Raw genomic sequence first — 18,099 nt, 5'->3', positions numbered from 1 at the left:
CCGGCGCCGGCCGGCCGGGCGAGTGGAGCGGGAGACGACTTCCGGTCCGCCCGTGGTGCCGCCCCAGCCTCTGGACGTGCTCAGCTGAACAAGTGCCAGACGTGAGTGACCGTGCCGTCGGCCTCCATCTGGGCGGTGCTCACGATGGCTTTGCCGTTCAGGCCGACGAACCGGCCCCGCGTGGCCCGGGCCACCAACAAGCCCTCGTACAGCACGCTGCCGTCGTCCCGCACAGTGCCGGCGGCCATGCCCGTGAGGACCAGCTGGTCCGGGCATCCTTCCGCGTTCAGGACAATCCGGGCCGTCGCCGTCTCCGTGCCGTCGGGATAGCGCTTGGAGACATGCGTCGCCAAGCCTTGCACCGTGTGCCCCTCGACAGTGCCTCCGGCCTTGGCGGAGAACTCCAAGGTGATCACATCATTGTCGGTACTCACCACGCGGGTTGCATTGATGGTGTTGCGCAATTCTGCGATCCGGTCTCCGGACATTCCGCTCCCCTTCGATAAAGCCTTTCCCTGTCATTGATATACAGCGCGAGAACTGAGAGCGGGGGTGCACAATCCGCCAAACCCGAACGGCGGACAATTGCACGCCTCGGCCGTTGGGAGCCCGGTTCACCAGCACATCCAGCACCCCGCCACCCCTCTTGCCACCTCAGAGAATGGAACGAGCCTTCGAAGGCGATGCGGTTGATCCAGCCGGTACCAGCGTGGTGCACGTGCACGGCCGGTTCTCACACCGAGTGTGCATTGCCCATTCGGAGCGCGAAAGCAGAAAGGCTTCTGGCGCCGGAGCGTGAAAGGTAGTGATTACGTGGGAAGTCCGGCGACCTCCAGTGTTGTTCAGGCCCCGTCCACCGGAAAAGCTCGGGCGTCGTCGTGATCAAGGCGGGGAACGACCTCTCAGCACGTGCGGGACAGGGAAGGGAGCCTGGAGAACCTGGCCGGACTGGGCCCGATCGCTTTGTCAGGCCGTCATGCCGGCCGGTAGGGCGCTCGGGGTAGCCGACGGGGGAAGCATCGCGCCTCTCCCACGCCGAGTGGAAGCAGTCCCGGGGCACGTGGTTCACGGTGAACTCCGGCTGATCAGGGCCCCACAACCCATCAGAACCCGTCCCCCGCCGCGGGTACGCTCGCCCTCATGCCCTACGTCCTGCTCGCCTGCGCCATCGGCTCGGAGATCGTCGCCACGTCCGCGCTGAAGTACAGCGAGGGCTTCACCAGGCTCTGGCCCTCGCTGATCACCGCCGTCGGCTATCTGCTCGCCTTCTACATGCTGTCGCTGACGCTCAAGTCCCTCTCGGTGGGCACCGCGTACGCGATCTGGTCGGGCGTGGGCACGGCCGTCATCGCGGCGGTCGGCATGGTCTTCATGGGGGAGGCGGTGACCGCCGCGAAGCTCGCCGGGATCGCCCTCATCATCGGCGGGGTGGTCCTGCTCAACCTCGGGGGCGCGGCGCACTGAGCGGGTCGGGACACAGTACGCCGGGTTCTGTCACCCCGGTCCGCGCCCGCCTCACCAGTGCGGGTCCTGACCTGGGGGTGTCCGACGGGCCCGGGCGTGGGGAACGTGAGGCCGTTACGTGAGACCGGTTCGCCCCGGCGGGCCGCGGCCGGTTAGGTTTTGGGGCATGACCGACACGACTGCACCTGCTTCGACCGGCGCCGCGGCCGCCGGACTCGCCACCATCGCCGCCGACGGCACCGTCCTTGACACCTGGTTCCCCGCCCCCGAGCTGGTGGCCGTCGCCGAACCCGGCCCGGCGGGCACCGAGCGGCTTTCCGCCGAGCGCGCCGCCGAACTGCTCGGCGCGGGCGCGCTCAAGGCCGTCGGCGTGGACGAGCGCCGCGGGGTCGAGGTCGTCGCCGTCCGTACGGTCATCGCCTCGCTCGACGACAAGCCGCTGGACGCGCACGACGTGTACCTGCGTCTTCACCTGCTCTCGCACCGCCTGGTCAAGCCGCACGGCCAGAACCTGGACGGCATGTTCGGCTTCCTCGCCAACGTCGCCTGGACCTCGCTCGGCCCGGTCGCCGTCGACGACCTGGAGACCGTGCGGCTCAACGCGCGCGCCGAGGGGCTGCACCTCCAGGTGACGTCCGTCGACAAGTTCCCCCGCATGACGGACTACGTCGCGCCCAAGGGCGTACGCATCGCCGACGCCGACCGGGTGCGCCTGGGCGCGCACCTCGCCGAGGGCACCACCGTCATGCACGAGGGCTTCGTGAACTTCAACGCGGGCACGCTCGGCACGTCCATGGTCGAGGGGCGCATCTCGGCGGGCGTCATCATCGGTGACGGCTCCGACATCGGCGGCGGCGCGTCCACGATGGGCACGCTGTCCGGCGGCGGCAACGTCCGCATCGTGGTCGGCGAGCGGTGCCTGATCGGGGCGGAGGCCGGGGTGGGGATCGCGCTGGGCGACGAGTGCGTCGTCGAGGCGGGCCTGTACGTCACGGCCGGTACGCGGGTGACGATGCCGGACGGGCAGATCGTCAAGGCGCGTGAGCTGTCCGGGGCGTCCAACATTCTGTTCCGGCGGAACTCGGTGACGGGGGTGGTGGAGGCGCGGCCCAACAACGCGGTGTGGGGCGGCCTGAACGAAATCCTGCACGCCCACAACTGACCACCCCGCGCACGCCGCCCCGGCCCGGCGCCGGCCTCGCGAAACACCCATGCGGGCGGGCGCCGACCCCGCCGGGGGCGCGGGGAACTGCGCGCTCAGCCACGCACGGTCCGCAGCCGGGGCCCCTGGGGCTCCGCCCCAGACCCCGTTCGCGCCTGAAAGGCGCTCGCCCTCAATCGCCGGGCAGGCTGAGGTTGCCTGTGTGGGCCAGCATGAGCCCTACCCTCGGGGTTGGCGGGTGCGGTCCAGCACGAACCCCGCCGGGGGCGCGGGGAACTGCGCGAGAAGCGACCACGGCCCGCAGTCGGGGCCCCTGGGGCTCCGCCCCAGACCCCGTTCGCGCCTGAAGGGCGCTCGCCCTCAATCGCCGGGCAGGCTAAGGGTGCGGTGCGGGCCAGCACGGATCCCGCCAGGGGCGCGGGGAACTGCGCGAGGAGTGACCACGGTCCGCAGCCGGGGTCCCTGGGGCTCCGCCCCAGCCCCCCTTCGCGCTGAACGCGCTCGTCCTCAATCGCCGGACGGGCTGACACTGCCGGTGTGGGCCGGCGCCGAGTAGTCAGGGGCGCGGGGAACTGCGCAAACGGGGTCACATGCCGGGGGCAGCGCCGCGCGGAGGCGGGCCGTTTCGGTTGGGGTTGCCGGGCGTAGGGGCCCGCGTACGGGATGGCCAAGGAGCGCCTTGGCCGTCACCGCCCCCGGCAACCCCGCGGACATCATCAACTCCGTCAGCGGGAGGAGGAGTTGGTTGAGCCGCGCCGCCTCCACCGGCGCAGGCTCCTCGAACGCGTCCAGCACGGCCCGCACCGCCCGCGGCGCCACATTGGCCACCGTACTCACATACCCCGCCCCGCCCAGCGCGGACAGCGCGAGGTTCAGCTCGTCGCAGCCGGAGTAGTACGCGAGCGACGTACGGCCCATCACCTTCGTCGAGCCCAGCAGGTCGTACGCGCAGTCCTTGACCGCCACGATCCGCTCGTGCTCCGCGAGCGCCAGCATCGTGTCCACCTCGATCCGCGTGCCCGTGCGGCCCGGGATGTCGTACAGCATCACCGGCAGCCCGGTGGCGTTGGCGACCGTACGGAAGTGGGCTTCGACCGCGTCCTGCGGCGGGCGGCTGAAGTACGGGGTGACCACCAACAGCCCGTCCGCGCCCGCCCGTTCGGCCGCTCGGGCCAGCGCGACGGTGTCCGCGGTCGAGGCGCTGCCCACCCCCGCCACGACCGTCGCGCGGTCGCCGACCTCCTCGGCCACCGCCCGTACCAGCGCCGTCTTCTCCTCGTCCGACGTGGTCGGCGACTCACCCGTCGTGCCGTTCAGGACCAGGCCGTCGCACCCGTTGTCCACCAGGTGCGCCGCGAGCTCGCGTGCCGCCGCGAGGTCGAGTTCGTACGTCTTGGTGAAGGGCGTGACCATGGCGCACAGGGCACGTCCGAAGGGGCGCGGGGGATGCGGTGTCGTCGTCATGCGGCAGTGTCGCGCCCGCCGCCTGTTCACGTCCACTTAGTGTTCTGGGCGGGTCGAGGTAGCGCTGCTTAAGGAAGGTGAGCGCGGGAGCCGCCGGGGCTCACTGTTTGGTAGTGCGCTCCGGGCGCATCACCAGCACCACCCGGTGCTCGGCGTCGTCGAGCGGGCGCTCGTACTCCAGGCCGTACCGCTGGGCGAGGAGGTCGAAGAACGCGCCCGTCGGGTCGGGCTCGATCCGTTCCACGATGCCCCGGACCTCCAGATACCGGTAGGGCTGGTCGGGGTCGTTGACCGAGAGGGAGACCTTGGGGTCGGCGACGAGTTTCTTGTACTTGCGGCGCGTGGTGGTCGTGGTGAAGCGCAGGAACTCGCCGTCCCAGATCTGCCAGACGGGGTTGACGTGCGGGACGCCGCGAGGGCCCGTGGTGGCGAGGTGCACGAAGAGGGGGCGGGTCAGCAGGTCGGCGTAGTCGGCCGGGATCACGGGGGCGAGGTCCTTCGATGCGCTGGTCATGGCGCCGAACGCTACCAACCCGCCCCGGCGCGCCCCGGGTTGGGCCCGGCGGACCGGCCGGGAGACGACGCGTCTGCCCGGCCGGCCCCCGCGCTTACGGGTGGAAGCGGATGATCTGCGGGTCGTGGTCGCTGGTCTGGTTCGCGAACTCCGCGTTGATGTGCACGCTGTCGTACTCGAAACCACGGACGGCCGGGCTGGCCAGGATCTGGTCCAGGACCTGCGTGTTGCCCTGGTACACGTAGGAGTAGCGCTCCTTCTTCGGCAGCGTGCGGTAGGCCGAGCGCAGCGCGCCGCCGTCCTCCAGGGCCTTGGTGGTGCCCGAGAAGTCGAAGTCGTTGATGTCGCCGAGCGCGAGGACGTCCGCGTGCTTGTCGACCGCGAGCAGCTGCTTCACGAAGGCGTTGACGGCCTGCGCCTGCTGGAGCCGCTTGGTCTCCGACGAGCGCGGCACCGGCTGGTGCTGGGAGACCAGGCTCTCGTCACCGCCCTTGGACGCGAAGTGGTTGGCGATCACGAAGACCGTCCTGCCCTTGAACACGAACTCGCCGGCCAGCGGCTTGCGGCTGTCCGCCCACGCCGGGTTGGCCGGGTCCACGCGGCCGGGCGAGAGGGTCAGGGCCGGGTGGCCCTTGGCGCCGGTGACGCCGACGGCGGTCTTGTAGTCGCCGCCGGGACGGTCGGTGAAGGAGACCCGTGCGGGGTTGAACAGGAAGCCCTGGCGGATGTTGCCGCCGGGCTCGCCGCCGTCCTTGTCGTTCTCCGGGTCGATGGAACGCCACTGGTAGGCCGGGCCGCCCGCGCCCACGATCGCGTCCGTGAACTTCTTCACGGTCGCCGACGCGTCCACCGTGCCGTCGTTCTTGGCGCCGTTGTTGTCCTGGATCTCCTCAAGGGCCACGATGTCGGGCGAGGCGAGGTTGGTCACCACGCCCTGCGCCAGCGCGTCGAACTTCGACTGCGGGTCGCCCGGGTCCAGGTTCTCCACGTTGTACGTGGCCACCGCCAGCTCGCCGGTGCGCTGCTTGCGGGTCACCTCGCGCTTGAGGCCGTTGTCCTTGACCGTGCCGAGCGTGCGCGCGGCGAGGGTGTAGCCGCCGAACTGGTTGAAGTCCAGGGGGCCTTCGGTGGTGCCTATCAGGGTGTCGCCCACGTTCGCGGTGGGGAAGGGCCGCTGGGCGGTGGGGATCAGGCTCTGGATCTGGAGCCGGCCGGTGTTCTGGTCGCTGTACGAGGAGTACAGCGAGCCGCCGCGCGCGGTGCGGTTCTCCTGCGGCTTCACCGTGACCCACAGCTCGGAGTACGGGTCGGTGGCGCCGACCACGCGCGAGGTGTTGATCCGGACGTTCATGCCCTCAAGGGACTCGTAGTAGTCCGTGGCGTACTTCTTCGGCTTGAGGGTCAGGCCGTTGACGCTGTTGCCGGCCGCCGGGTCGCCGTTCGGCGTGTAGCGGTCGGGCACCGAGCGGGCGGTGATGACGACCGGCGCGGGCACGGCGTTGCCCGAGGACAGGACCTTCACGACCGGCCTGGACAGCTCGGTGACCGACTGGTTGCCCGAGGAGGCGCCGCCGGGCACGTACTCGGTGACGGTGGCCGCGACCTCCACCGCGTCGCCCACGGCGACCGTCGGGTTGGAGCCGGTGAAGACGAAGACGCCCTCGCTGGTGGCGGGGTTCTTGTCGGGCGCCGTGTCCTGGAACCAGAAGCCCTTGGAGGAACCATAGGCGCGCACACCGGTGACGACGCCGGTCACGCCCGTGACCTGCTGCCCCGCCAGCGGGGATATCCGGGTGGTGCCCTGGATGTCGTGGATCTTCGCCTGCACGGGCGTGGCGGGGGCCGCCTGCGAGGAGGCGGCGCTGACCAGGCCGGCGGCCAGCGCTGCGGCGACCACGGCGGACACGGCGGCGGTTCTGGGAACGGGCATTCACGACTCCGGGAGTGATGAGGGAAAAGGTGCGTGCGGCGGTGTTGTTCAGCGGTGTTGTTCTACGCGCGTCAATCTCTTGGCTGGGGTGGGGAGTTGTCAAGAGTCGCCGGGTGTCCGAAAACTGACGGGTAGATGAACGTGTGGGGCGCGCGGTCCCGTGGCACGCCCCGGCGCCCGCGGCGCGCGACGGGCGCGGCCGCGTGGAAATGGGGGCGGGCGGGGGCGGGGGCTGGTGCGCACGGGCGGCGCAACGAAACCCGGTGAAATACGTCTACGCTGGGTGCCGCTCATCCATCGCTGCCCCAGCGCGACCCGAGCCCCAGACCGTACGGCCGAGGAGTACCCCCAGATGTCCGGAGACCGCCCCACCCTGCCGCCGGTGCGGCTGAACTCCGAGGCGGAACTGGCGCGGGACGCGCTGTCCGCCCCGCTGCTCGCCCGCGCGGTGCGGCTCGCCCGCTGGGCCGGCCCCAAGACCCGCGTCGGCGCCGGCGGCGAGCTCGTCGAGGAGCAGCTGCCCGAGGCCGCCGCCGAACTCGGCCTCGGCGACGACGAGGACGGCCCTGCGTACGCGAGCGAGGCCTGGCGGGTCGCGGTCGACACCGGCCTCGTCGACATCGAGGACGCCGGGGATGCCGGGGACGCGGACGCCGAGGACGCGGAGGACGCCGAGGGCAGCGCGACGGCGGGCGACAACCTCGCGGTGCTCACCTCGGGTTCGCCCAGCGATGTCCTGGCGATCTGGGCCGACGCCTTCGACGTGGTCTTCGCCGACGCCACCGCCCCGATGATCGACGATTTCGCGGACCTGGTCGGCGAGGACGGCGAGATCGACTTCGAGCGGCTTGAGTGGGACCCGGAGGAGGAGGCGGAGTTCCTTGAGGGCGTGCTCGGCAACCTGTATCTGCTGACCGTCAGCGAGGGCGGCACCCCCGAGGGGCCCGTGCCGCTGCCCGCGCTGGCCGCCTCGATGATCGTCCCCGACGACATGGGGGAGCCCACCGACGACATCCTGGAGCAGGTCTCCGACGCGATGATGCGCCTGGACGACCAGTTCCGGCTCCTGGAGCCGATCGGTCTGGTCGAGTACGAGCCCGTCGACGAGGCTCTGATGGCCGAGGTGGGCGACGAGCCGGCCCCGCCGGTCGACGACGAGGACGTCTCGCGTTACGGAATGGTCCGCCTGACGCCGCTCGGTCTGTACGGTGTGCGCGCCCGGATGCTGGAGGCCGGCGTGGACGCGCCGGCCGTCGGTGACCTGGCGGGCAAGGGCGCCGACGCGCTCCTGGACGGCATCGCCTACTTCCCCGAGCTCTCCGCCCGCGCCGAGACCGAGCAGTGGCTGGCCCGGCGTGAACCGGCGGCCGCCGCACGGGAGTTGCTTGCGGCTGCCCGGGGCGCCGACGCGGGTGGTCCGCTGCGCCGACTGCACTGCCAGCAGGCGCTCGCGCTGACCGGTGCCGCCTCGGAGCCCGCCGTCCGCGAGGTGCTGCCCGACCCCGAACTGGGCGGGCTTGCCCGGGTCTGGCTCGTCGAGCGCGGCGCGGCCGACGTGCCGCCGCCCACCGAGGCGATGATCTTCTGGCTGGCCATCGACACCATCGCCGCGCAACTCGCGGTCGAGGGCGACCTGGAGGAGCTGCGGGAACTCGTCGAGGGCCTGGTCGGGCAGCACAGCGGCTTCTTCGACGCGGCCTGGCGGGTGGAGCACCCGGCGACCGCCGATGTCCTGGAGGCGATGGGCCGTCTCCACCCGGACAAGGCCACGGCAAAGGAAGCCCGCAAGGCGGCCTTCAAGGCCCGCTCCCGCCCCTGACCCGCCGCCGGCCCCTCCGGCCCCGGCGCCGCGTGCCCCCGCCTGGCCCCGGCCAGACAGCCACGCCGCGCCCGACGGGCCTGACGCCACGCCGCGCGCCTGCGCGACCCGCCGGGCCGGCCGCCTGGCCGGTCTGGGGGCACGTTCGAGCGTGCTGGGGCCAGAACGACTCCGGTTTCCCGGGGGCTTCACCGGGGGTCCGGGGTCCGCGGGCGGCTCCGGCGCCGAGGAAGCGGTCCGCAAGCGCTGCCCGGGGGCACGCCCAAGTGTGCCGGGGGCCGAACAACCCTGGGTTTCCTGGGCGCTTGGCCGGGGCCCGAGGGCCGGGTTCCCGAAGAGCCCCGTTCCGTTAGGTACTTAACCGGGGCCCGGGGCGCTGAACAACCCCGGTTTTCCAGGGCACTTGGCCGGGCCCCGGGTCCCCGGGGCTCAGGCCCGCTTGAGTACCAGGCTCACATTGTGGCCGCCGAAGCCGAAGGAATTGGCGAGCGCGGCCTCCCAGGAACCCGTGCGGTTGTGGCCCGCGACCACGTCGAGGGTGATCTCGGGGTCCAGGCGGTCGAGGTTGCGGGTGGCCGGGACCGTGCCGTCCCGCAGGGCGAGCAGCGCCGCGATCGCGCCGATCGCGCCGGACGCGCCCAGCATGTGGCCGGTCATCGACTTCGTGGCCGTGACCACGGGATGCGTGCCCAGGGCTTTGGCCACCGCTTGTGCCTCGGCGAGGTCGCCCGAGGGCGTGGAGGTGGCGTGGGCGTGCACCACGCCGATGTCGCGGGGGCTCAACCGCGCGTCCGCCAGCGCCGATTCGACCGCCCGGACCTGGCCGGCCACGTCCGACGCGGTGATGTGGTCCGCACTGGAGGTCACGGCCGCCCCGGCCACCGACCCGTACACCCGCGCACCCCTGGCCCGCGCGAACTCCGCCCGCTCCAGGACGAGCAGGCCCGCGCCCTCGCCCATCACGAAACCACTGCGGTCCGCGTCGAAGGGACGGGACACCGCCCGGGGGTCGCGCTCGCCGCCCTCGGTGGACAACGCCTTCATCTGCGCGAACGCGGCGATGGTGAACGGATGCAGACAGGCCTCGGTGCCGCCGGCCACCACCACGTCGGCCCGTCCCGCCCGGATCAGGTCCAGGCCCATCGCGATCGCCTCGGCGCCGGAGGCGCACGCGCTGACCGGAGTGCGCGCCCCGGCCTGCGCGCCGAGCTCCATGGAGACCCAGGCCGCCGGCCCGTTCGGCATGAGCATCGGCACGGCGAACGGCGAGAGCCTGCGCGCCCCGCTCTTTTCGAACGTGTCGTCCTGGCCCAGGGTGGTGAGCACGCCCCCGGTGCCGGTGCCGATCACCACGGCGAGCCGTTCGGGGGCGACCTCCGGGGCGCCCGCGTCCCGCCATGCCTCGCGCGATCCGATCATCGCGAGTTGTTCACACCGATCAAGCTTGCGGGCTTCGACCCGGTCGAGCAGTGAGGCCGGGTCGACGGGGAGACCGGCGGCCACCCGGACCGGAAGGCCGGCGGCCCACTCCTCTTCGATGAGACCGGCCCCGGACCGGCCCGCCAGCATGCCTTCCCAGGTGGTGGCCGTGTCCGCGCCGAGCGGGGTGATCGCTCCGAGGCCGGTGACGAGTACTTCTGCAAGATCGCTCATGCTTCGACCCTGCCAGGCGGCAGCCGCCGGGCGGGAGGGCGGGGACGCTGTGATTTGTCCGGGCGATGTTGTGGACTTCCCACAGAGCGCCCCGGCCGCAGCGTGCTACAGCGCCTCCGCCGACGGCTTGACCATGCCACGCGCGGTGCGGGACTTCACGAAGGTGCCGACCCCGGTCATCTCCCATTCGCCGGAGAACTGCTTGATCAACTTCGCCATGATCACCCCGGTCTGCGGCTCGGCCCCCGTCAGATCGAACCGCACCAGTTCCGCGCCGCTCGCCGCGTCGATCAGCCGGCAGTACGCCTTGGCCACCTCGGTGAACTTCTGGCCCGAGAAGGAGTTCACCGTGAAGACGAGACCGGTGGCCTCGGCGGGGATGCGGCCCAGGTCGACCACGATCACCTCGTCGTCGCCCGCGCCCTCGCCCGTCAGGTTGTCGCCGGAGTGCTTGATGGCGCCGTTGAGGATGGAGAGCTTGCCGAAGTAGCAGGTGTCCAGGTGGTTGCGCTGGGGGCCGTAGGCGATCACCGACGCGTCCAGGTCGATGTCCTTGCCGCGGAAGGCGGGCTCCCAGCCGAGGCCCATCTTGACCTGCGAGAGCAGCGGACGGCCGCCCTTGACCAGGGACACCGTCTGGTTCTTCTGGAGGCTGACGCGGCCCTTGTCCAGGTTGATCTTCCCGCTGCCCGTGGGGGCGGGGGCGGGCGGCACGGCCGGGGCCCCCGGGGCGGGGGCAGCGAGCCGCGGATCGGCCGGCGGGGTGGCGGCAGGCGCGGTAGCAGGGGCGGCCGGCATCGGGGGCGCGGCGGCCGGCGCCGCGGGCTCCTCGACCGTGACCCCGAAGTCCGTGGCGATCCCGGCGAGCCCGTTGGCGTACCCCTGGCCCACCGCGCGGGCCTTCCAGGCGCCGCCCCGCAGATAGATCTCCATGACCACCAGGGCCGTCTCGGTGCCGAGCCGGGGCGGCGTGAAGGAGGCGATCACGCTGCCGTCGGCGTCGTCGCGCAGGGTGGCGGTGGGCTCGATGCCCTGGAAGGTCTGGCCCGCCGCGTCCGGGCTCGCGGTCACCACGATCTTCTCGATGCCCGCCGGGACGGCGGACGTGTCCACGATGATCGCGTCGGGCCCCGTGCCGCCGCCGGAGCGGTGGGTGACACCGGGGCCCTGCGGCTGGTTGTAGAAGATGAAATCGTCGTCCGAGCGCACCTTGCCGTCTGCGGTGAGCAGCAGGCCCGAGACGTCGAGCCGCACGGGCGCGGCGACGTCCACTGTCACGCGGGTGGTCGGGAGCGGAAGGTTCGAGCCGGGGGTCATTGCGGTCATGCCCCGGAAACGAGCGACGCCGCTTTGCGGTTCCTTGAACCTCGGCCGAATGTCGTCGGCGTCGCGCCGCGCGGGGCTCGCGGCGGTCTCAGTGCGGCCAGATCGGCGGGTCGGTGACGAAGGGGCCGCCCAGCAGCGCGTGCTCGGGCCTGTCCGGGTCGAGTTCGCCCTGTTCGGCGACGAGCCGGGCGGCGTACTGCTCGGAGTCGTCCTCGGGCTCGTACCCGAGGGCCCGGGCGGAGGAGAGGTCCCACCACAGCCGGGTGTTGGCGGACGATCCGTACACCACGCTGTGCCCGACCCCTTCGGCGCCGAGCGCGGCGTGGAAGAGGCGGGCCGCGTCGCCGGGGCTGAGCCAGATCGACAGCATCCGTACGGAGGTCGGCTCGGCGAAGCAGGAACCGATGCGGACCGAGACGGTTTCCAGGCCGTGCTTGTCCCAGTAGAACTGCGCCAGATCCTCACCGAACGCCTTGGACAGGCCGTAGAAGGTGTCGGGGCGGTGCGCGGTGGTGACCGGGATCAGCGGCGCGCCCCGCACGGGGCGGGGCGTGAAGCCGACCGCGTGGTTGGAGGAGGCGAACACGATCCGCCGCACGCCCTCCTCGCGCGCCGCCTCGTAGAGGTTGTACGTGCCTTCGATGTTGGCCCGCAGGATCTTGTCGAAGGAGGATTCGAGGGAGATCCCGGCGAGATGGAGGACCGCGTCGACCCCTCGGACGGCCGCACGCAGCGTCTCCCTGTCGGCGAGGTCGGCGGTGATGGCGTCCGGCTCGCCGGGGACCGGCGCCATGTCCAGGAGCCGCAACGCGTAGCCGTGGGCCGGGAGCAGTTCCCGCATCAGGGTGCCGAGCCCGCCGGCGGCGCCGGTGAGCAGGACGGTGCGGGGTGCGGGCATCGGGTGCTCCTCGGGGGCGACAGGCGACGGGCGGCAGGGACGACGGGCGCCGAGGACGGCGGACGGCGGGGACGGCGGACGGCGACGGCCGGGAGGTCCGGACGCGGTCCAGGAGGACGTTCTGCTGCGCGTCTGCTGCATCCGTGGACATGATTCACATGCGTGGACACGCTAAGGAGCGCGGCCGAACGGCGTCAAGAGGCGCGCGGGAGTGCCCAATTCGCCCATCCCTCCGGGTTGTTCTGCCCGGCCGTCACAGAAGGGGCCGCCCGCCGCGGCCTGCCCCAGGCGGCCGATGCCCCGACGGCGCTGGTGCGAAAGGGAGTTGAGGCCGCGCCACCCCCGGCCCCCTGGGCGCCGGGAGACGCCTCCGGGCGCGACGAGGTGGGCGACCCGTCGCACCCGTTGCCCGCGCGAGCCGCCAGCCACTCTCGCCACGCCCGGCTTGAAACCCCGCCAAGGACACAGTGCGGCAACGTTTTCGGCATTTCCCCTGGCGGGGCGCATGTGATGCGCGTAGACAAGCGGTCATGCGCATTCTCACCAAAGCCGCAGCCGCCACCGCTGCCCTCTCCCTCACCGGCGCCGCCTTCTACGGCGTCGGCGCGGCCTCGGCCGACAACGCCACGCCGAAGTCGGACCGGGAGATACCGAACATCACCAAGGTCGAAGACAAGATCAACGCTTACTACGGCGGGGCGCCCGACGCCTCCGGGAACTACCAGGCCTCGCCCAGGAGCAACTACGCCCAGCAGGTCGCGGACATCGAGGCGCGCGCCAAGCGCCAGATCAAGCACGCCGCCGAGCACCCCGGCCGCGACGGCCGCAAGCCCGCCATCGTGCTCGACGTCGACGACACGACGCTGCTGACGTACGACTACGAGAAGAAGAACGGATTCGCCTACAACGCGGCCGCGTTCGACGCATATGTGAAGAGCGCCCACTCGATCGCCGTGTTCGGCATGCCGGACCTGGTCAACTACGCGGCCAAGAACGGCGTCACGGTCTTCTTCCTCACCGGCCGCGACGCCTCCCAGCGCGACGCCAGCGCCCTCAACCTGACCCGGGCGGGCTACCAGGTGCCGGTGGACGCCGCGCACTTCTTCCTCAAGGACAAGGCCAACCCGCCGGCGTACCTGAGCTGTGCCAAGACCACCTGGACCTGCTCGACGGTCGACTACAAGGCGGGCACCCGCAAGCACATCGAGTCGCTCGGCTACACCATCGTCGCCAACCTCGGCGACCAGTACACCGACCTGTCGGGCGGCTACGCGGACAAGACGTACAAGCTCCCCAACCCGATGTACTTCCTGCCGTAACCCCCGGGGCAGCGGCACGGCCCGGGGCGCGCGCGCCGTCCACGCGCGCCCCGGTGGATCACGGGGAGGCCAGCGCGGCCTTCATCATGGCCTGGGCGACCGGACCCGCGAGCCCGTTGCCGCTGACCTCGGAGCGCTCGGCGTCGGAGTCCTGGATGACCACGGCGACCGCGACCTCCTTGCCGGTCGTGGGGTCCTTGGCGAACGAGGTGAACCAGGCGTACGGCTTCTTGGAGTTGTTCACTCCGTGCTGGGCCGTGCCCGTCTTGGCGCCGACCTCAAGGCCGGGCATCTTGGCGTTGGACGCCGTGCCGTCGGTGACCACGGAGATCATCGCGCTGTACATCGCCCGCGCCGTCTTGGACGACAGGATCCTCCTGCCGTCGGAATCCGGGTACGACTGGAGCGTGCTCCCCTTGGAGTCGGTCACCTTGGAGACCAGGTGCGGCGAGGACAGCACGCCGTCGTTGGCGATCGCGGCCGAGACCATGGCCATCTGGAGCGGGGTCGCCGTCACGTCGAACTGGCCGATGCCCGAAAGCGCCGTGGACGACGGGTTCATGTTCTTCGGGTACACGCTCGCCGAGGCGCGTACCGGAATGTCGAGTCCGGTGTCGTTGAACCCGAACTTCTCCGCCATCGCCCGCACCTTGTCCTGGCCCAGGTCGACGGCCATCTTGCCGAAGACGTTGTTGCAGGAGTATTCGAGCGCCGTGCGGATCGAGGCGTTCTCGCAGGGCGCCGACGCCGACTCGTTGCGCAGGTCCGTCGTGGTGCCCGGCATCCGGTACGGGTTGGGGCTCGCGGTGTCCTCGTCGATCGAGGAGTAAAGACCGTTCTCCAGCGCGGCCGAGGCCACCACCAGCTTGAACGTGGAACCCGGCGCCAGCGGCTGGCGCAGCGCCCGGTTGAGCATCGGCTGGCTCTTGTCCTCGGACAGCTGCTTCCAGGCGTCGGCGGCCGCCGACGAGGAACCCGCGATCCTGGCGGGATCGTAGGAAGGCGTGGAGACCAGGCCAAGGACACGGCCGGTCTTCGGGTCCATCGCGACGGCGGCGCCCTCCGTGTTCCCGAGCGCCTGGTACCCGGCCTTCTGCACACCCGGGTCGATGGTGGTCAGCACGTCGCCGCCGGGCGCGCGCTGGTGGGTGAGCGCGTCGAAGGGGTTCCGCATGCGCGGGTCGCTGCCGTCGAGGACCTTGGAGTAGATCCCCTCCAGCTGTGTCGATCCGTACACCTGCGACGCGAAGCCGGTGACCGGCGCGTACATCGGTCCGTTCTTGTACGCGCGCTGGTAGGCGAGGTCGCCGCTGCTGGTCCTTTCCGAGCCGGTGACCGGGGATCCGGCCACGATGATGTCCCCGAGCGGCTGCGCGTACTGCGCGATGGTGTTCCGCCGGTTCAGTGTGTCGTCCGCTAGGGCCTGGCCTTGGTAGAACTGCACATAGGTGGCTCGTCCGAGGAGGGCGAGCACCATCAGCAGACAGAAGACCGAGGCGCGCCTGATTGTCTTGTTCATCCCATACGTGAGACGGACGGGCCCGGACGCGGAGTTCCGGCACCGGGGGTTTCTCAGAAAACCTTCATCGGGGCCGCACGAACCCCGACTCGTACGCCGCGATCACCGCCTGTGTGCGGTCGCGAACGCCCGTCTTGGCCAGGACGGAGGCGACATGCGTCTTCACCGTGGCCGGGCCGACCCCCATCCGCCGGGCGATCTCGGCGTTGGTCAGGCCGGTCGCCATCAGACGCAGCACCTCCGCCTCCCGCTCGGTGAGCCGGGCCGCCCAGGAAGCGGCGCGGGCGCCGGCGGGGGAGTGCCGGGCGGCCAGCTCGCGCAGCTTGGCGGGGAAGAGCAGCGACTCCCCGCGCGCGACCAGCCGGACCGCCTGGACCAGCTCGTCGGCGGCGGCCCGCTTGAGCAGGAACCCGGCGGCGCCCACGCGCAGCGCGTCATAGACGTAACTGTCGTTCTCGAAGGTCGTCACCACCAGGATCTTCGGCGGGGCCGTCATGGCCGCCAGGATCTGCTCGGTGGCGCGGATGCCGTCGATCTCCGGCATCCGTACGTCCATCAGGACCACGTCGGGGCGGCTCTCGCGCACGACGGGCAGGGCCTCGGCGCCGGTGGAGGCCTCACCCACCACCTCGATGCCCGGTTCGGCGTCGAGGATCACCCGCAGCGCCGTGCGCACCATCCGCTCGTCGTCGGCGAGCACCACCCGGATCGTGCCGCTCATCGTGCGCCGCCCAGCGGCAGCCGGGCGCTGAGCCGCCACACACCGGCCTCGGGGCCCGCGACGGCGCTCCCGCCGAGCAGCGCGGCCCGTTCGGCTATCCCACGCAGTCCGCGGCCGCCGCCCGGGCGCACCACCGGCGCCGCCGCGCCCAGGGGGTTCTCCATCACCACCTCCAACTCTCCGCCACGGATGGCGACTCGCAGGGTGACGGCAGGACCGGTTCCGTGCCGCGACGCGTTGCTCAGGCCCTCCTGGACGATCCGGTACGTCTCCCGCGAGACCAGCTCCGGCACCCGGGCCGGGTCGCCGTCGAGGGAGTACGTCACCTTCATGCCGGTGCGGGACAGCAGGTCCTCCAGGGCGCCGAGATCGGGGGTGGTGAGGTCGCCGTCGTCCTGGCGCAACAGGCCCAGGACGGCGTCGAGTTCGTCCACCGTGCGCCGGGCGGTCTCCTCGATCGCGCCCAGCGCCTCCCGGACGAACCCCGGGTCCGCGTCCAGGACGCGGCGGGCGGCGCCGGCCTGGAGGGTCACCGCGCTCAGGGCGTGGCCCACCGAGTCGTGCAGCTCGCGCGCGAGCCGGTTGCGTACGGCCAGCTCCGCCGCGCGCAGTTCGGCCGCGGCCAGCTTGTCGGCGGGCGTGGGGCCGAGCAGGACGGGCGCGAGCCTGGCGAGGAGCGCCCCCGCGGCCGCCGAGCACGCCGCGAGAGCGAGCAGCATCGCGACCGCGGCGAACGGCGCGAGCGCGATGCCCCACGGGGTCGCGAGGGGGCCGGAGGCGGAGTACACGGTGTGGCGCAGCCCCGGGAAGAAGGGCAGCACGATCAAGAACGCCGTGAACGGGGGCAGCGCGAGACTCATCCCGCTCAGGATCCCGCCGACGGCGACGTGCAGGGTGTACCAGGCGGCGGCGCGCAGCCGGGCGTCCCAGGTGCGGGCGGGCCGGTCGGTGAGCGCCGCCGGATCCACCCCGCACAGCGCCCGCACGCCGAACACCAGCAGCGGCCGGGCGATCGGCACCAGCGCCGAAATCGCCGAGAAGGGCAGCGAGACGGCCAGCGTGATCAGCGCGAGCGGGAGGGAGTCGACGGAGCCGCCGTTGGACCTGCACGCGCCGACGATGACCATGCCGACCAGGAAGTACGGCATCAACAGGGCCCCGCCGATGACCAGATGGACCCAACGGTGGCGGGCCCGGACACCGAACAGCGCGCGTATCACGGCGTGCCGCCGGCGTGCCGGGAGCGCGCCGCGAGGAAGCGGGCGCCGAGGGCGAGGACGGTCAGGCCGACGATCATCTGCACAGCGTAGGTGAGGATCATCAACGCGGTGGGCCGGTCCGCGGCCGCTCCGCCGAACACGCCGGACGAGAGCCACAGCCAGCCGCCCCAGCACGCGGTGGCGCCCGAGCCGAGCCACGCGAGGGCCAGCGGGAGACGCAGCGGCAGCGATCCGCCGAGCCCGAAGGCGATCATCAGGACGCCGGCCGCCGCAGGCACGGTGAACGCCGCGAACACGGCCTCAAGGACGTACTCGTCGGCGCCGCGCCCCTCAGCCATGGCCGGGGCGAGGCCCACCACCGAGCCCGTCGCCCACAGGGTGTGCGTCGCGGCCGCGAGCAGCGACAGCGCCGCCACCGCGACGGCGGCGGCCCGCGACCCGCGCGGTACGGCGCCGGCCGGCAGGTCGCCGAGACGGCCGCGCCACAGCGGCGCCCAGCGGTCGCGGGCGTACAGCACGAACAGCGCGCCCAGGGCGATGCCTTGGACGATGAAGCCGGTGTACACGACGGCGAAGACCCACTCGTGCAGGAAGACCGCCCGGTCACTGTGGGCGGGCGGCCGGACGCCGGTGCCGCGCGCCGCCCGGACCAGCAGCTGGAGCGGATATCCGGTCATCACCGGCGCGAGCAGGCCGGTGGCGAGCCACATCGGCACCGCGAGCAGCCACGCCTTGACGCGGAGCCCCCAGGGGCGGGTCAGGAGCAGCGCGAGGACGATCACGCAGGCGTCCATGAGGACGGACGCGCCGTTGGCCGCAGCCGTGCGCAGGCGGTGGTCGAGCAGGCCGCTGCCGTCGGGGATGCCCAGGTGGCTGCCTGCGACCCAGAGCACCTTGAGGGTGAGGTAGGGCAGGCAGGCGATCACCGCCACCGCGCGCAGGGCCCGGCGGGGCGTGGAGGTCGGCGTGGTCATCCCGGCGGGGCGGCGGGTGTCGCGGGCGGTGGCGGCGGTCCCGGCGGGGGGCGTGAGGGGCATGTCCTCACACTCCCTGGCGTCCCGGGGGCGGGGCGTCGTGCTGGATGGTGAGG

15 protein-coding genes are annotated in these 18,099 nt (G+C 72.0%); 4 read left to right on the top strand and 11 right to left on the bottom strand.

The genetic code is table 11. The features are described from left to right. Positions 1-80: 80 nt before the first annotated feature. A complete protein-coding gene (locus tag ACFYM2_RS16815; protein ID WP_388457358.1) occupies positions 81-488 on the bottom strand; it encodes a hypothetical protein in 408 nt (135 codons plus the stop codon). 652 nt (positions 489-1,140) lie between these two features. Between ACFYM2_RS16815 and ACFYM2_RS16810 the strand changes: the two genes are divergently transcribed. Further along, positions 1,141-1,464 carry a DMT family transporter gene (locus ACFYM2_RS16810; protein WP_388457360.1) on the top strand — a complete coding sequence of 108 codons (324 nt, stop codon included), beginning with the start codon at positions 1,141-1,143 and terminating at the stop codon, positions 1,462-1,464. Positions 1,465-1,630: 166 nt separating this feature from the next. After that, positions 1,631-2,626: a 2,3,4,5-tetrahydropyridine-2,6-dicarboxylate N-succinyltransferase gene (dapD, locus tag ACFYM2_RS16805; RefSeq protein WP_388836882.1), complete on the top strand. Its 996-nt coding sequence runs from the start codon at positions 1,631-1,633 to the stop codon at positions 2,624-2,626. Between the two features lie 507 nt (positions 2,627-3,133). Here dapD and dapA read toward each other — a convergent pair. The 3 genes from dapA to ACFYM2_RS16790 form a co-directional block, all read right to left on the bottom strand. Beyond that, positions 3,134-4,090: a 4-hydroxy-tetrahydrodipicolinate synthase gene (gene dapA, locus ACFYM2_RS16800; protein WP_388836879.1), complete on the bottom strand. Its 957-nt coding sequence runs from the start codon at positions 4,088-4,090 to the stop codon at positions 3,134-3,136. Positions 4,091-4,190: 100 nt separating this feature from the next. Next, positions 4,191-4,604: a PPOX class F420-dependent oxidoreductase gene (locus tag ACFYM2_RS16795; protein ID WP_388836876.1), complete on the bottom strand. Its 414-nt coding sequence runs from the start codon at positions 4,602-4,604 to the stop codon at positions 4,191-4,193. A gap of 94 nt (positions 4,605-4,698) precedes the next feature. Next, the gene (locus tag ACFYM2_RS16790) at positions 4,699-6,534 is read right to left on the bottom strand and encodes an endonuclease/exonuclease/phosphatase family protein (protein ID WP_388836873.1); all 1,836 of its coding nucleotides are present in this window, start codon (positions 6,532-6,534) and stop codon (positions 4,699-4,701) included. A 352-nt stretch (positions 6,535-6,886) separates the two neighbouring features. On the opposite strand from ACFYM2_RS16790, the gene ACFYM2_RS16785 reads away from it, so the two are divergent. Further along, positions 6,887-8,353 carry a hypothetical protein gene (locus tag ACFYM2_RS16785; protein ID WP_359003191.1) on the top strand — a complete coding sequence of 489 codons (1,467 nt, stop codon included), beginning with the start codon at positions 6,887-6,889 and terminating at the stop codon, positions 8,351-8,353. Between the two features lie 429 nt (positions 8,354-8,782). Here ACFYM2_RS16785 and ACFYM2_RS16780 read toward each other — a convergent pair whose 3' ends face one another. The 3 genes from ACFYM2_RS16780 to ACFYM2_RS16770 all read right to left on the bottom strand — a co-directional run bounded on the left by ACFYM2_RS16780 (position 8,783) and on the right by ACFYM2_RS16770 (position 12,230). Beyond that, on the bottom strand, positions 8,783-10,006 hold the full coding sequence (locus ACFYM2_RS16780; protein WP_388836870.1) for a beta-ketoacyl-[acyl-carrier-protein] synthase family protein: 1,224 nt from the start codon (positions 10,004-10,006) through the stop codon (positions 8,783-8,785). 105 nt (positions 10,007-10,111) lie between these two features. Then, complete coding sequence (locus ACFYM2_RS16775; protein ID WP_388836867.1) at positions 10,112-11,332, bottom strand: TerD family protein; 1,221 nt, start codon at positions 11,330-11,332, stop codon at positions 10,112-10,114. Between the two features lie 88 nt (positions 11,333-11,420). After that, on the bottom strand, positions 11,421-12,230 hold the full coding sequence (locus ACFYM2_RS16770; protein WP_359003197.1) for an NAD(P)-dependent oxidoreductase: 810 nt from the start codon (positions 12,228-12,230) through the stop codon (positions 11,421-11,423). 530 nt (positions 12,231-12,760) lie between these two features. Here ACFYM2_RS16770 and ACFYM2_RS16765 point away from each other — a divergent pair. Then, positions 12,761-13,549, top strand: coding sequence for an HAD family acid phosphatase (locus ACFYM2_RS16765; protein WP_359003199.1), 789 nt, complete (start codon positions 12,761-12,763; stop codon positions 13,547-13,549). Positions 13,550-13,607: 58 nt separating this feature from the next. Here ACFYM2_RS16765 and ACFYM2_RS16760 read toward each other — a convergent pair whose 3' ends face one another. From ACFYM2_RS16760 to ACFYM2_RS16745, 4 genes are all read right to left on the bottom strand, one after another. Further along, a complete protein-coding gene (locus ACFYM2_RS16760; RefSeq protein WP_359003201.1) occupies positions 13,608-15,068 on the bottom strand; it encodes a penicillin-binding protein 2 in 1,461 nt (486 codons plus the stop codon). Positions 15,069-15,132: 64 nt separating this feature from the next. Next, positions 15,133-15,789 carry a response regulator gene (locus tag ACFYM2_RS16755; RefSeq protein WP_388457380.1) on the bottom strand — a complete coding sequence of 219 codons (657 nt, stop codon included), beginning with the start codon at positions 15,787-15,789 and terminating at the stop codon, positions 15,133-15,135. Continuing rightward, the gene (locus ACFYM2_RS16750) at positions 15,786-17,009 is read right to left on the bottom strand and encodes a sensor histidine kinase (RefSeq protein ID WP_388836862.1); all 1,224 of its coding nucleotides are present in this window, start codon (positions 17,007-17,009) and stop codon (positions 15,786-15,788) included. The genes ACFYM2_RS16755 and ACFYM2_RS16750 overlap by 4 nt, the downstream gene beginning before the upstream one ends. Continuing rightward, on the bottom strand, positions 17,006-18,046 hold the full coding sequence (locus tag ACFYM2_RS16745) for a hypothetical protein (RefSeq protein WP_388836859.1): 1,041 nt from the start codon (positions 18,044-18,046) through the stop codon (positions 17,006-17,008). Before ACFYM2_RS16745 ends, ACFYM2_RS16750 begins: the two co-directional genes overlap by 4 nt. Between the last annotated feature and the right edge of the window lie 53 nt (positions 18,047-18,099).

The sequence above is a fragment of the Streptomyces sp. NPDC006711 genome, assembly GCF_042869775.1.
In the GTDB taxonomy this organism is placed as follows: Bacteria; Actinomycetota; Actinomycetes; order Streptomycetales; family Streptomycetaceae; genus Streptomyces.
The sequence above is the reverse complement of the archived record's forward strand: the minus strand, read 5'-3'. Positions and strand labels throughout refer to the sequence as shown.

Bases quoted from the DNA above. Each gene is read 5' to 3' on its own strand.
- ACFYM2_RS16765 (WP_359003199.1), top strand. From the start codon at position 12,761: ATGCGCATTCTCACCAAAGCCGCAGCCGCCACCGCTGCCCTCTCCCTC.
- ACFYM2_RS16780 (WP_388836870.1), bottom strand. From the start codon at position 10,006: ATGAGCGATCTTGCAGAAGTACTCGTCACCGGCCTCGGAGCGATCACC.
- ACFYM2_RS16770 (WP_359003197.1), bottom strand. From the start codon at position 12,230: ATGCCCGCACCCCGCACCGTCCTGCTCACCGGCGCCGCCGGCGGGCTC.
- dapD (WP_388836882.1), top strand. From the start codon at position 1,631: ATGACCGACACGACTGCACCTGCTTCGACCGGCGCCGCGGCCGCCGGA.
- ACFYM2_RS16810 (WP_388457360.1), top strand. From the start codon at position 1,141: ATGCCCTACGTCCTGCTCGCCTGCGCCATCGGCTCGGAGATCGTCGCC.
- ACFYM2_RS16815 (WP_388457358.1), bottom strand. From the start codon at position 488: ATGTCCGGAGACCGGATCGCAGAATTGCGCAACACCATCAATGCAACC.
- dapA (WP_388836879.1), bottom strand. From the start codon at position 4,090: ATGACGACGACACCGCATCCCCCGCGCCCCTTCGGACGTGCCCTGTGC.
- ACFYM2_RS16760 (WP_359003201.1), bottom strand. From the start codon at position 15,068: ATGAACAAGACAATCAGGCGCGCCTCGGTCTTCTGTCTGCTGATGGTG.
- ACFYM2_RS16755 (WP_388457380.1), bottom strand. From the start codon at position 15,789: ATGAGCGGCACGATCCGGGTGGTGCTCGCCGACGACGAGCGGATGGTG.
- ACFYM2_RS16795 (WP_388836876.1), bottom strand. From the start codon at position 4,604: ATGACCAGCGCATCGAAGGACCTCGCCCCCGTGATCCCGGCCGACTAC.
- ACFYM2_RS16785 (WP_359003191.1), top strand. From the start codon at position 6,887: ATGTCCGGAGACCGCCCCACCCTGCCGCCGGTGCGGCTGAACTCCGAG.
- ACFYM2_RS16745 (WP_388836859.1), bottom strand. From the start codon at position 18,046: ATGCCCCTCACGCCCCCCGCCGGGACCGCCGCCACCGCCCGCGACACC.
- ACFYM2_RS16775 (WP_388836867.1), bottom strand. From the start codon at position 11,332: ATGACCGCAATGACCCCCGGCTCGAACCTTCCGCTCCCGACCACCCGC.
- ACFYM2_RS16790 (WP_388836873.1), bottom strand. From the start codon at position 6,534: ATGCCCGTTCCCAGAACCGCCGCCGTGTCCGCCGTGGTCGCCGCAGCG.